Source organism: Stenotrophomonas maltophilia group sp. RY12688 (assembly GCF_052149045.1).
Lineage (GTDB): Bacteria > Pseudomonadota > Gammaproteobacteria > Xanthomonadales > Xanthomonadaceae > Stenotrophomonas > Stenotrophomonas sepilia.
In genome coordinates this window covers 2,822,213-2,834,317 of sequence record NZ_CP197389.1, presented here as the reverse complement: position 1 = coordinate 2,834,317, position 12,105 = coordinate 2,822,213, and the positions used below count along the sequence as shown (strand labels likewise).

Annotated in this window: 13 protein-coding genes; 2 read left to right on the top strand and 11 right to left on the bottom strand. The window is 69.0% G+C overall.

Annotation, left to right across the window (positions count from 1 at the left end; genetic code table 11):
* Positions 1 to 175 precede the first annotated feature (175 nt).
* A complete protein-coding gene (gene cydD, locus ACS0OT_RS13330) occupies positions 176 to 1,921 on the top strand; it encodes a thiol reductant ABC exporter subunit CydD (RefSeq protein ID WP_442255853.1) in 1,746 nt (581 codons plus the stop codon).
* Complete coding sequence (gene cydC, locus ACS0OT_RS13325; RefSeq protein WP_065186049.1) at positions 1,918 to 3,591, top strand: thiol reductant ABC exporter subunit CydC; 1,674 nt, start codon at positions 1,918 to 1,920, stop codon at positions 3,589 to 3,591. Before cydD ends, cydC begins: the two co-directional genes overlap by 4 nt.
* 98 nt (positions 3,592 to 3,689) lie before the next feature.
* Here the strand turns inward: cydC and ACS0OT_RS13320 are convergent, their stop codons facing one another.
* The 11 genes from ACS0OT_RS13320 to ccmA form a co-directional block, all read right to left on the bottom strand.
* Positions 3,690 to 4,034, bottom strand: a complete 345-nt coding sequence (locus ACS0OT_RS13320) for a DUF1294 domain-containing protein (protein ID WP_065178267.1) — start codon at positions 4,032 to 4,034, stop codon at positions 3,690 to 3,692.
* Positions 4,035 to 5,147 (bottom strand): homoserine O-acetyltransferase MetX, encoded by a 1,113-nt coding sequence (gene metX, locus ACS0OT_RS13315; RefSeq protein ID WP_065178268.1) that lies wholly within the window; start codon positions 5,145 to 5,147, stop codon positions 4,035 to 4,037. It abuts the gene before it with no gap.
* 150 nt (positions 5,148 to 5,297) lie between these two features.
* Complete coding sequence (locus tag ACS0OT_RS13310) at positions 5,298 to 6,287, bottom strand: tetratricopeptide repeat protein (protein WP_164093192.1); 990 nt, start codon at positions 6,285 to 6,287, stop codon at positions 5,298 to 5,300.
* The gene (locus ACS0OT_RS13305; RefSeq protein ID WP_065178270.1) at positions 6,281 to 6,730 is read right to left on the bottom strand and encodes a cytochrome c-type biogenesis protein; all 450 of its coding nucleotides are present in this window, start codon (positions 6,728 to 6,730) and stop codon (positions 6,281 to 6,283) included. Before ACS0OT_RS13305 ends, ACS0OT_RS13310 begins: the two co-directional genes overlap by 7 nt.
* 4 nt (positions 6,731 to 6,734) lie before the next feature.
* Entirely contained in the window at positions 6,735 to 7,352 is a 618-nt protein-coding gene (locus ACS0OT_RS13300; RefSeq protein WP_005417655.1) for a DsbE family thiol:disulfide interchange protein, read from the bottom strand.
* An 8-nt stretch (positions 7,353 to 7,360) separates the two neighbouring features.
* Positions 7,361 to 9,280, bottom strand: a complete 1,920-nt coding sequence (locus tag ACS0OT_RS13295; RefSeq protein ID WP_065186051.1) for a heme lyase CcmF/NrfE family subunit — start codon at positions 9,278 to 9,280, stop codon at positions 7,361 to 7,363.
* Positions 9,281 to 9,742 (bottom strand): cytochrome c maturation protein CcmE, encoded by a 462-nt coding sequence (ccmE, locus tag ACS0OT_RS13290; protein ID WP_005417653.1) that lies wholly within the window; start codon positions 9,740 to 9,742, stop codon positions 9,281 to 9,283. It lies immediately after the preceding gene.
* Positions 9,739 to 9,927: a heme exporter protein CcmD gene (locus tag ACS0OT_RS13285; RefSeq protein WP_005417652.1), complete on the bottom strand. Its 189-nt coding sequence runs from the start codon at positions 9,925 to 9,927 to the stop codon at positions 9,739 to 9,741. Before ACS0OT_RS13285 ends, ccmE begins: the two co-directional genes overlap by 4 nt.
* Positions 9,924 to 10,694, bottom strand: coding sequence for a heme ABC transporter permease CcmC (gene ccmC / locus ACS0OT_RS13280; protein WP_005417651.1), 771 nt, complete (start codon positions 10,692 to 10,694; stop codon positions 9,924 to 9,926). Before ccmC ends, ACS0OT_RS13285 begins: the two co-directional genes overlap by 4 nt.
* A gap of 43 nt (positions 10,695 to 10,737) precedes the next feature.
* Entirely contained in the window at positions 10,738 to 11,433 is a 696-nt protein-coding gene (gene ccmB, locus ACS0OT_RS13275) for a heme exporter protein CcmB (protein ID WP_065186053.1), read from the bottom strand.
* On the bottom strand, positions 11,430 to 11,999 hold the full coding sequence (gene ccmA / locus ACS0OT_RS13270) for a heme ABC exporter ATP-binding protein CcmA (protein WP_425604322.1): 570 nt from the start codon (positions 11,997 to 11,999) through the stop codon (positions 11,430 to 11,432). The genes ccmB and ccmA overlap by 4 nt, the downstream gene beginning before the upstream one ends.
* Positions 12,000 to 12,105 lie beyond the last annotated feature (106 nt).

Here is a 12,105-nt window from a genome sequence, read left to right as displayed (position 1 = left end):
ACGACGTGAATGATGTGACCGACTACTTCAAACAGCCTTGATCCAGATCAATGTATGAACAGGTGCCCCGGTTGATCGTATGCCAACCTGATGAAGACTGCGACTGCTGGCCGCAGAGGCCGGCCATTGCCTGCGCCTACAATGCCGTGTCTCCCCCGTTGCCCGTGAAGACCCCTTGAGCGCTGCCGAAACCTCCTCCGTCGCCCTGTCCCAGGACGCCGAAACGACCCGCCAGCGGCGCGCCCGCAGCGCGTGGCTGGCCGATCTGGCGCGGCCTGCTCGAGGCCGCCAGCGGCTGGCGGCACTGTGCATCAGCCTGTCCGGTGCCCTGTTGATCGGCCAGGCGGCCGCCATCGCCTGGCTGGTGCAGCAGGTGCTGGTAGAGCGCGCGCCGCTGGCCTCGGGGTTGCCGGTGCTGGGCGGTCTGGCGGCGATCCTGGTGGCGCGCACGCTGCTGGGCAGCGCCACCCAGGCCGCCGCCGGTGATGTGGCCGATGCCGCGCGGTTGGCCCTGCGTGAACGCGTGTTCGGACGCCTGCTTGGCCTGGGGCCGCTGTGGCTGCGCCAGCGCCGCACCGGCGAACTGGGCGAACTGATGCTGCATCACGCTGATGCGATCGAGAGCTATTACAGCGGTTTCCTGCCGGTACGCACCGAAGTGGTGGTGGTGCCGCTGCTGATCCTGGCCGCCGTAGCCTGGGTCGACTGGGTGGTGGCGCTGATCCTGCTGTTCACTGCACCGTTGGTACCGTTCTTCATGATGCTGGTGGGCTGGGGGGCCGAAGCGGCCGGCCGCGCGCAGCTGGGTGAGCTGGCGCGGATGAGCGGCCATTTCGCCGACCGCATCAAGGGCCTGGGCCTGCTGCGCCTGTATGGCCGCGGCGAGGCTGAGCTGGAGGGGATCGAGGCAGCTGCCGAAGGCGTGCGCGTGCGCACCCTGAAGGTTCTGCGCATCGCTTTCCTGTCGTCCACGGTGCTGGAGTTCTTCGCCTCGGTCAGCGTGGCGATGGTCGCCCTGTACCTCGGGCTGAGCTATCTGGGCATGATGTCGCTGCATGCAACGGTACCGACGCTGGGGGCGGGCCTGTTCTGCCTGCTGCTGGCGCCGGAATTCTATGCGCCGCTGCGACGGCTGGCCGCGCACTACCACGACCGTGCCAATGCGCTGGCTGCCGCTGCTGAGGTGGAGCGCCTGCTGCAGTCGCTGCCCGGTGAGCAGGGCCTGATCGAGAACGAAGCCGCGCCGCTGGCGGTGGAGCCGGCCGAGGCCGCGCTGCCGCCGCTGCGGGCACAGGGTCTGGTGCTGCGTCCGCTGGGCGCGCCGCACGATGTGCTGCAGGATCTGGACGTGCTGCTGGAACCGGGCCAGCGCCTGGCCCTGGTCGGTCCCAGCGGGTCCGGCAAGAGTACGTTGCTGGAGGCGCTGGCCGGTTGGCTGCCGCCGCGTGCCGGCAAGCTGCAGGTGCGTCCCGGCGTGCAGGTGGCCTATGCCAGCCAGCGTCCGTACCTGTTCCACGGCAGCATCGCCGACAACCTGCGCCTGGCCGATCCCGGCGCCAGCGATGCGCGCCTGCGCGCGGTGGCCGAGGCTTCGCAGGTACTGCAGTTTGCGCAGCGCCTGCCGCAGGGGCTGGATACGGTGATCGGCGAACGTGGCTTCGGCCTGTCCGGTGGTGAGGCGCGTCGCATCGGCCTGGCCCGCCTCCTGCTGCGTGATCCGCAGGTGCTGCTGCTGGACGAACCCACCGCGTTCCTGGATGCCGATACCGAAGCGGCATTGCTGCGCAGCCTGGCCGCATATGCACGTGGCCGCAGCGTGGTGGTCGCCACCCACAGCCCGGCGGTGATCGCCTGGGCCGATCGTTGCCTGCTGCTGCCGGAAGGCCGCCTGGTGGAACCGGCACAGGCGGTGCGCGCATGAGCCGTTCGCCCGATTCGCTGCGCGCGGTGTTCCTGCGCCACCGTCCGCGCCTGTTGCTGACGATCCTGTTGTTGTGGACCACGATGCTGGCCGGCACTGCATTGCTGGGCCTGTCCGGTGGTTTCCTCACCGCGGCCGCGCTGGCCGGTGCCGCAGGCCTGGGGCAGGGATTCAATTTCTTCTCGCCGTCTGCGGGTATCCGTGGCTTGACCCTGGCGCGCATCGTGTCGCGCTACTTCGAAAAGCTGGTGGGCCACGATGCCACCCTGCGCATCGCCCGCGATCTGCGCGTCTGGTTCTTCCGCCGCGCGCTGCCACTGGCGCCGGCACGGCTGGGCGCTACGCGCACCGGCGAGCTGCTGGCGCGACTGCTGGGCGACATCGGCGAGGTGGATGGCCTGCTGGTACGGGCGATCGGGCCGCTGGTGGCACTGGGTGCGCTGTCGGTGGTGGCGGTTGCATCGGCGGCGCTGATCCTGCCGTCGGCGGCAGTGCTGCTGGCGGTGCTGGCGCTGCTGATCGCCTTCGGTGTGCCGTGGCTGGGCGTGCGTGGCCACGATGAGGAAGAAGCCGACCGCGCCGCGCATCGCGCCGCATTGCGCACCGCGGCCTTTGAAGGGTTGGAAGGGGCGGGAGATCTGGCCGCGCTGCATGCCGATGCCGCGTGGCAGCTGAAGGTGCGCGTGGCAGCCAAGCAGTTGGCCTCGCGTGACCGCCGCCGTCGCTGGCGCCTGGTCGCGGCCTCGACCCTGCACGGCCTGGTGGCCGGTCTGGGCTTGGTGGCGATGCTGGCGTTGGCCCTGCACGCCGCCGAACGGCAGCGCATCGCGCCGGAGATGGCGGCGGGCCTAGTGTTCCTGACCGTGGCGTTGATCGAACTGTGGGCCGGCATGGGCCTGGCCTGGCAGTCGCTGCAGTCCGGGCGCATTGCCGCAGATCGCCTGCAGGCGATCGTCGAGCAACCGCCGACGGTGGACGATCCGCAAGTGCCACAGCCGGTGCCGCAAGCCGCGCGCGTGCATTGGGACGATGTGCATTTCCAGTGGCCGGGCGCGGCGCGGCCGGTGCTGTCCGGTCTCCAGCTGACCCTGGCGCCAGGCGAACGCATCGCCATCCGCGGCGACAGCGGCAGTGGCAAGACCACGCTGTCCAGCCTGCTGCTGCGGCTGTGGGATCCGCAGCAGGGGCGAATCACCTATGGTGGCCGCGATCTGCGCGACGTCGCCCAGGCTGAGTGGCACCAGCAACTGGCGTGGTTGCCACAGAACGCACCGGTGTTTGCCGGCAGCGTGGCAGAAAACCTGCGGTTGGGCGATCCCGATGCCAGCGACGCCGCCTTGTGGGCGGTCCTCCGTCGCGTGCGCCTGGGCGACTGGGCCGAGCGCAACGGTGGCCTGCAGGCCTGGGTGGGCGAGAACGGCGCGACGATGTCGGCTGGCCAGGCGCGACGGCTGGCGCTGGCGCGGGCACTGCTGCGCAACGCGCCGATCCTGCTGCTGGACGAACCAACCGAAGGGTTGGACGTGGATACCGCACGTGCGCTGCTGCAGGATCTCTCCGGGTTGCTGGACGGGCGCAGCCTGTTGATGATCACCCACGACGACCTGCACGAAGGCGTGGTCGATGCGCAGTACCGGTTGCGTGATGGGGTGTTGGAGCGCGAAGCGTGACAACACCCCGGTAGTGCCGGCCGCTGGCCGGCAACCACGCATCCGCGTCGAACATCATGACGTTGCCGGCCAGCGGCCGGCACTACCCATTCGAACGGTTACCGCGAGAACTCGCGCAGCATCACCGCGATCGAGGCCACGTTGGCCAGCACGCACAGCCAGAACACCCATTGGAACGCGGCCTTGCGATGCTTGTGGCGGAACATCGCCTGGCCCAGCAGCGCGCCGGGCCAGCCGCCGGCGAACGCCAGCAGCTGCAGCGTGCGTTCGGGAATCCGCCACTGCTTTCGCTGCGCCGCGCGCTTGTCATGGCCATAGAGGCCGAACGACACCGCGCTGGCCAGCACGCACCAGCCACCCAGCCACAGCGGCAGCACGCCGCTGATCATCAATGCAGCCAACGCGCCGAAAGCAGCCAGCGCGAGATTACGCCGCCACGCCACTTACAGCGCGTCGAGGAAGCCGCGCACGGCCGGGCCGAAACGCTCGAAATCGACGAGAAAGGCGTCGTGGCCCTGCGGAGATTCCAGGCCGATGAAGTGCGCATCGGCACCGCCGGCGCGCAGGCCATCGGCAATCTGTTGCTGCTGCTGCACGGGGAACAGGATGTCGGTGTTGGCGCCGATCGCCAGCGCCTTCTCCACCCGGATCTTCGCGAGCCCGGCCAGCACGTCGCCGTCGGCATACTCGGCCAGGTCGAACCAGTCCATCGAGCGGCTCAGGTACAGGTAGCAGTTCGGATCGAAGAAACGCACGAAGCGCCGTGCGTGGCCTTCCAGATAGCTTTCCACCTGGAATTCCAGGCCGAACGGATCGTCGTCGGTCTGGTCCGAATCCAGCCGTACGCGGCCGAAGCGGCCATCCCACTCCAGTGCGGAGCGGTAGGTGATCACGCCCAGCTTGCGCGCCATGCGCATGCCGGACTCGGGGTACTCGGCATCGTCGTAGTGGCCGCCATTCCAGCGCGGGTCAAGGCGGATCGCCTCGCGCTGCAGCGAGCGGATGGCGATCGAGAACGGCAACGCCTGCGCGCTGCCGGAAATGTTGACGTGGCTGCGCGCGATGCCCGGATGCAGCATCAGGATGGCAAGGGCCGTCATGCCGCCCATCGAGTTGCCGACCACGCAGGCCAGCTGCCCGATGCCCAGCGCACGCACGACCTCGACCGCAGCACGGGCACCGTCTTCGATTGACAGTTCGGGGAAATCAAGGCGGTAGGGCTCACCGCTGGCCGGGTTGAGCGAAGCGGGGCCGGTCGAGCCCTTGCAGCTGCCCAGCGAATTCACGCACACCACGAACCAGCGGTTGGTATCGATGGGTTTGTCGGGGCCAACCATCGCTTCCCACCAGCCCGGTGCCGGGTTGGCCTCGTTGGCCGCTGCATGCGCGTCTGGGGACAGGCCGGTCACGATCAGGATCGCATTGCTGGCATCGGCGGCCAGCGTTCCCCAGGTCTCGTAGGCCACCCGTGCGCCATGCAGGGCGCCACCGCGCTTGAACGGGAAGGGCGAGGGCAGAGCGTGGAAGCGGGTGCCGGGTGGGATGAATTCAGTCATGCGGGCATTCTAGCGGGGCCGCATGTGGAGCTGGCGACACGCTGGTTTCCATCGGCGATGCAGGTAGTGCCGGCCGCTGGCCGGCAACCTCATGAATCCTGATGCGCCTGCGTGGTTGCCGGCCAGCGGCCGGCACTACCGGGCGGCGCGTTATGGAAACCGCAGCTCCACCACGCCCTCATGCGGCAGGCTTACCTTCACCGGAACGCTCTGCAGGTCATCCTCGCTGCGGTTGGCGCTGCCGCTGCGCGAGATGCGTGCCAGCACTTCCACTTCGCGATGGGCCGACAGCGGTGCGGTTGGCATCGGACTGTCAGCGTCGCCCAGCGCAACCGTGGCCGGGAAGCCGGCCAGCGGCAGCTTGCGAGCGGCCACCGGCATCGGCGGGCCGCCGACGGCACGGGCCAGCACGAACACCTGGGTGCTGGCGGGCCAGTCGTCGTTGTTCAGTGCCGGCAGCTGCACGCGCACCTGCAGCAGCGCCGCTGGCGCCGCAGCGCCAGCATCGGGCGCCTGGCCAGCGGCCTCGCGGGCAATCGCGATCTGCGCCTGCAGCGCCCGCGCGGCGCCCGGTTCCAGTCGCGGCAGCAGGCCGCTCCACACGTCCGCAGCCTCGGCGTTCTTTCCGCGCTGCCGCAGGGCGATGCCCAGCAGCCAGCTGGCGCGCTCGGCGTCGGGGGCCAGTGTACGTGCCTGCTGCAACCAGGCCATCGCGGTGTCGTCGAACTGCTTGCCGGCATCAGCCTGCGCGCGCGCCTGCGCGGCTTCCACCAGCACGCCCGGATCATCCGGTGCCAATTCGGCGGCCTTCGCGAAGGCGTCTGCCGCAGCTGAGGCATTGCCCAGTTCGGCCTGCGAACGCCCGAGCAATGCCCAGCCATCGGCACGCTGAGGGTCGCGCTTCAGTGCATCCTGCAGGGCCTGCACGCCATCGCGCAGGGTGGCTACCGACGGCGTCGGCTGCACCTGTGCTGCACGCGGATCACCGACCAGCAGGTACAGGCAGGCACCGGCCACGCCCAGTGCGAACACGCCGACCACGAAACCGCGACGACCTTGGTGGCGCAACGGCCACAGCACCAGTGCTGCCATCAGCGCAGCAACCAGGCCGGCCAGCACCGGCAGCCAATGGTTCACCATTCGTCTCCTTCATCGGCCTTGCCGGCCGGTGCCGCGCCGACGGTGCGTCCACGTCGGCGGACGATGCCCAGCACCACCAGTGCACCGGCGCCGAGCACCAGCAGGGGGCCACCCCACAGCAGCCAGGTGCCCGGCTGCAACGGTGGTTGATAGAGCACGAACTCACCGTAGCGGGCGACCAGGAACTGCTTGATCTGTGCGTCGTCGTGGCCCTGCTGCATCAGCTGCAGCACCTCGCGGCGCAGGTCCTGCGCGATCTGCGCATTGGAATCGGCCAGCGACTGGTTCTGGCACTGCACGCAGCGCAGCTGCGCGGCCAGGTCATGGAAGCGGCGTTCCTCGGCATCATCGCGGAACTGCAGCGGCTGCGGATCGTGCAGCGGCTGCTGGGCCAGTGCGGCCAGCGGCACCATCAGGAGCAGCAGCGCCAGCAGCCAGCGCATCGGCTCAGGGCGCCGTATGCAGGGTGTTGCCGGCACTGCCCTGGGCCTTCTCGATCTTCTGCAGTGCCGGGATCAGCTTCTCGTCGACCACGCGCTGGGTCATCGCGCCACTGTACTTCCAGCGCACGATGCCACTGCCATCGACCAGGAACGTCTCCGGTGCGGCGGTCACGCCCCAGTCGATCGCGGTGCGGCCCTCGACGTCGCTGAGCACCACCATGAACGGGTTGCCCAGCTGTTCCAGCCAGTGCAGCGCGTCGGTCGGATCATCCTTCCAGTTGTAGCCGATCACGCGCACGCGCTTGCTCTCGGCAAAGCGGGTCAGCACCGGATGTTCTTCGCGGCAGGCCGCGCACCAGCTGCCCCAGACGTTCAGCAGATAGGGCGCACCGCGCAGGTCGTCGCTGTGTACGATCATTTCCGGGTCATGCAATACCGGCAGCGCGAACGCCGGCGCCGGCTTGTCGATCAGGGCCGACGGCAGCACGTCGCGCTGCGGGTCGCCCGATTTCATCACCCCGTAGATCATCAGCCCGAGCAGGCCGAAGAAGAACAGCACGCCGATCACGATGGCTACCGGCGGCAGCGGGCGGGAGGGGCGCGGGGCGGGGGACTCGGACATGGGAACTCCTACGGACGACGGAAACGGCGGTCGGCGGCGGTGATGAATCCGCCCAGGGCCATCAGCAGCGCGCCCAGCCAGATCCAGCGCACGAACGGCTTGATGTGCACCCGTACCGCCCATGCATTGTTGCCCAGCGGCTCGCCCAATGCCACGTAGACATCGCCGTCGAAGCGTGCATCGATGCCGGCCTCGGTCATCACCTGGCCGCCGCTGGCGTACTGGCGCTTTTCCGGATGCAGCAGGGCCAGCTCGCGGCCGTCGAGGAACACGCGCAGGTGGCCGCGGTCGGCGATGAAATTCGGCCCTTCGCGATGGTCCACGCCCTCGAAGCGCACTTCGTGGCGACCGATCACCAGCTGCTGGCCAGGCGCCAGCGCCACTTCGCGTTGCACGTTCAGCGCTTCCACCAGCAGCGCGCCCGCCAGGAACACGGCGATGCCGGCGTGGGCGACGATCATGCCGAGCATCTCGGCGGTGAAGCGGCCGTTGCCGCGCAGGCGCTGCCAGACGAAGCGTGCGGTGCCGAGTGCGACCCAGGCCGCAGCGGCGACGCCGATGCCGGCCTTCCAGCCGTTCTGCGGCGCCTGCCACCAGGCCAGCGCGCCCAGCAGCAGCGCCAGTCCCAGCCAAGGTGCCAGCAGCGCGAAGGCGCGCGAGGGCTGGTCACGCTGCCATTTCACCAGCGGGCCGAACGGCAGCAACAGGATCATCGGTGCCATCAGCAGCAGGAACAGGCTGCCGAAGTAGGGCGGGCCGACCGAGATCTTGCCCAGCGACAGCGCATCGGCCAGCAGCGGGTACAGCGTGCCCAGCAGCACCATTGCGCAGGCGGTGGCCAGCAGCAGGTTGTTGGCCAGCAGCAGGGTCTCGCGCGAGGTGGCGGTGAAGCCACGGCGCGGATCGTCGGCGTCCACGCTCAGCTGGCTGGCACGCAGCGCATACAGCAGCAGGCTGCCGCCCACCAGCACCGACAGGAACACCAGGATGAACAGGCCGCGCGAGGGATCGGCGGCGAACGAATGCACGCTGGTCAGCACGCCCGAGCGCACCAGGAAGGTGCCCAGCAGTGACAGCGCGAAGGCGGCGATCGCCAGCAGCAGGGTCCAGCTGCCGAAGGTGCCGCGCTTTTCAGTGACGGCCTGTGAATGGATCAGTGCCGCACCGACCAGCCACGGCATGAAGCTGGCATTTTCCACCGGGTCCCAGAACCACCAGCCTCCCCAGCCCAGCTCGTAGTAGGCCCACCAGCTGCCCAATGCGATGCCCAGGGTCAAAAAGCCCCAGGCAACGTTGGTCCACGGCCGCGTCCAGCGCAGCCAGCGCGCATCCACGCGACCTTCCAGCAATGCCGCCACCGCGAACGCGAACGGCACCGCAAAGCCCACGTAGCCGATGTACAGCATCGGCGGGTGGATGATCAGGCCCGGATCCTGCAGCAGCGGATTGAGGTCGCGGCCTTCCAGCGGCGCCGGGTTCAGGCGCAGGAACGGATTGGAGGTGAAGATCAGGAAGGCGAGGAAGCCGACGCTGACGATGCCCATCAGCGCCAGTACGCGCGCCTGCACCGATGCCGGCAGGTGCCGCGAGAACAGCGCCACCGCGCCGGTCCACAATGCCAGCACCAGCGCCCACATCAGCAGCGAGCCCTCATGCGCGCCCCACACCGCCGAATAGCGGTAGATCAGCGGCAGCAGCGAATTGGAGTTCTCGGCCACGTAGCGCACCGAGAAATCCTGCTGCACGAACGCGGCGGTCAGCACCGCGAAGGCGCCGGCCAACAGCAGCAGTTGCGCGAAGGCGGCAGGCCGCGCCACTGCCATCCATGCCGCGTTGTTGCGATGCGCACCGACCAGCGGCAGGCCGGCCTGCAGCAGCGAGGCCAGCAACGCACACAACAGCAGGATCTGACCCAGTTCGGGCAGCACTCAGCGCACCTCGGGGGCCGTCACCGGCACGTCGTGCTTGCGATGGGCATCGCCCATCTTGTCGGCCACTTCCTTCGGCACGTACTTCTCATCGTGCTTGGCCAGCACTTCGTCGGCGACGAAGACACCGTCCTGCAGGCGGCCACTGGCGACCACCGCGGTGCCTTCGGCGAACATGTCCGGCAGGATCCGCGAGGTGGTCACCGCCAGCTGTGCATCGCCGTCGGTCACTTCGAAGCGCGCCTCCAGCGAGCCGACCGGGCGGTTGAAGGAGCCCTTCACCACCATGCCGCCCAAGCGGAAACGCGACTGTGCATCGACATCGCCGCGCAGCACTTCCGAAGGGGTGTACAGGTAGGCGATGTTGCGCTCGAGCGCCATCGCCACCAGCGCGGTGGCCAGGCCGGAGGCGAGCAGGGCCAGCAGCACCCACACCAGGCGGCGACGCTGCACCGGGGTCATCGTTCCAGCTCCGTCGACAGCGTCGTCGCCGCGTCCTGCCTGCCAGCGCGGGTCTGCTGCCGCTGCTGGCGGGCCAGTGCCAGCCGGCGCGCCACGCGCAGGCGCAGCCACGAACCGAGGGCATCGGCGCTGAGTACCAGCACGAATACGGCGTAGGCGCCGATCACATAGGGCAGGTGGGTCATGGCTGGGCCTCCCGGGAGGCGCGCGCGGCATCGACACGGCCGCCGACCCAGGCCTTGCCGGCCTCGCGGTCGAGATTGTCGGCGCGGGCCTTGGCCAGCACCGAACCGGCGAACCAGAACTTGGTGCCGATCACCATCCACCACAGCGGCGCGATCATCGCGCTGCTGATCGCCGATTCACCGAACACGCTGATCGACTGGCGCTGGTGCAGGCCACCCCACCAGTCCACCGAATAGCGGATCACCGGCAGCAGGCTGACACCTACAATCGCCAGCAGGCCAGCGGCGCGCGCGGCGCTGCGGCGGTCTTCGATGGCGTGGTACAGGCCGATCACGCCCAGGTACAGGAACAGCAGTACCAGTTCGCTGGTCATGCGTGGGTCCCAGTCCCACCAGGTGCCCCAGGTGCCCTTGCCCCAGATGCTGCCGGTCAGCAGGGTGATGAGGGTGAAGCCGGCGCCCATCGGCGCGCAGGCCATGGCCAGGATCTCGCAGACCTTGATCCGCCAGATCAGCGCGATCGCGGCATACAGCGCCATCAGCGCGAACACGAACAGGCTCATCCAGGCACTGGGCACGTGGATGTAGAGGATCCGGAAGCTGTCCAGCTGCTTGGCTTCAGGCGGCACCACCAGCAGCGCCTGCCACATGCCGACCAGCAGCACCGGCACTGCAGCAAGGTAGAACACCCGCGACCAGCGGGCAGCGAAACGGTCGAACGTGGGAGGCGAACCGAGTTGGTGGAACCAGCGGACAATCGGATTCATGCGTGGCGGCTATCCAGCAGGGGTGGATTGGCTCTCAGCTCGGTCAACTCAGAGAAATACGTATTGCAGCGGCGGTGGCCAGCGGCGCCAGCACCAGCGCGACCAGCAGGCCGGCGCCCAGCATCAGCAGCGCACCGACCGGATCCTGCCCGCGCCCGGCTGCCGCCAGGCTGCCTGCGCCGAACACCAGCACCGGCACGTACAGCGGCAACGACAGCAGCGCCACGAGAATACCAGAGCGCCGGATGCCAACGGTCAGTGCGGCGACCACGCCACCGATCAGGCTCAGCAAGGGCGTGCCCAGCAGCAACGATGCCAGCAACATCGGCAGCTGGTCATGCGGCAGATGCAGCATTTCGGCCAGCAGCGGGCTGACCACGATCAGCGGCAGTGCCGTGGTGGCCCAGTGCAGCAGCACGCGCACCAGTACCAGCCAGGGCAGCGGCACCGGCGCCAGCAGCCATTGCTCCAGCGAGCCATCTTCGGCGTCGGAACGGAACAGCGAATCCAGCGACAGCTGTCCCGCCAGCAGCACGGCCAGCCACAGCACGGCGCCGGCGGTGGCGGCCAGCAGTTGTGGCTCACGACCCTGGGCCAGCGCGAACAGCACCACCACCAGCACCGCGAACAGCAGCGGTTGCAGCGCGTCGCCGCGGCGGCGCCAGAGCAGGCGCAGGTCGCGCTTGAGCAGGGCGCCTGCGGTCTGCCACAGGCCTGGTTCGGTACCCGGCGCGATCATGCGGCACCGCCGAGGTCGAGCTGGCGGGTACGTACCGGCGGTGCGGCATAGGCGCCATGGGTGGTGACCAGCGCAGCGCCGCCGGCGCGCAGGTGCGCCGAAATCATCCGGTTGACCAGGGTGATGCCCTCCAGGTCGAGGTTGGCGTAGGGTTCGTCGAGCAGCCACAGTGGCGCCGGCGACAGCCAGATGCGCGCCAGTGCCAGCCGCCGCTTCTGCCCGGCCGACAGGTGGCGTACCAGAGTGTCCTCGTAACCGGCCAGGCCGACGATGGCCAGCGCGTTGCCGGGCATCTGCCGCGCACGGCGGCCGTGCAGGCCACACAGGAAGTGCAGGTTTTCCAGCGTGCCGAGGTCCGGCTTCAGCGCCGGCAGGTGGCTGAGATAGGCGACATAGCGCGCACGCTCTGCGTTGCTGGAGGGCTTGCCGTCGATCCGCACCTGGCCGGCGCCGGGCCGGGCCAGGCCGGCCAGAACGCGCAGCAGGGTGGTCTTGCCGGCGCCGTTGCCACCCTGCACCAGCAGGGCTTCACCCGCGTCCACATGGAAGTCCAGCGGGCCGAACACCGGCTCGTCATTGCGGGAGAAGCTCAGGCCGCTGGCGGCCAGCAATGCAGGGGTGTTCAAGGGGCAGGGGTCTTCATGCCGGAGTGCGGTCGCAATTGTAGCGGTG

Bases quoted from the DNA above. Each gene is read 5' to 3' on its own strand.
- cydC (WP_065186049.1), top strand. From the start codon at position 1,918: ATGAGCCGTTCGCCCGATTCGCTGCGCGCGGTGTTCCTGCGCCACCGT.
- metX (WP_065178268.1), bottom strand. From the start codon at position 5,147: ATGACTGAATTCATCCCACCCGGCACCCGCTTCCACGCTCTGCCCTCG.
- ACS0OT_RS13310 (WP_164093192.1), bottom strand. From the start codon at position 6,287: ATGGTGAACCATTGGCTGCCGGTGCTGGCCGGCCTGGTTGCTGCGCTG.
- ACS0OT_RS13305 (WP_065178270.1), bottom strand. From the start codon at position 6,730: ATGCGCTGGCTGCTGGCGCTGCTGCTCCTGATGGTGCCGCTGGCCGCA.
- ACS0OT_RS13300 (WP_005417655.1), bottom strand. From the start codon at position 7,352: ATGTCCGAGTCCCCCGCCCCGCGCCCCTCCCGCCCGCTGCCGCCGGTA.
- ccmE (WP_005417653.1), bottom strand. From the start codon at position 9,742: ATGACCCCGGTGCAGCGTCGCCGCCTGGTGTGGGTGCTGCTGGCCCTG.
- ACS0OT_RS13285 (WP_005417652.1), bottom strand. From the start codon at position 9,927: ATGACCCACCTGCCCTATGTGATCGGCGCCTACGCCGTATTCGTGCTG.
- ccmC (WP_005417651.1), bottom strand. From the start codon at position 10,694: ATGAATCCGATTGTCCGCTGGTTCCACCAACTCGGTTCGCCTCCCACG.
- ccmB (WP_065186053.1), bottom strand. From the start codon at position 11,433: ATGATCGCGCCGGGTACCGAACCAGGCCTGTGGCAGACCGCAGGCGCC.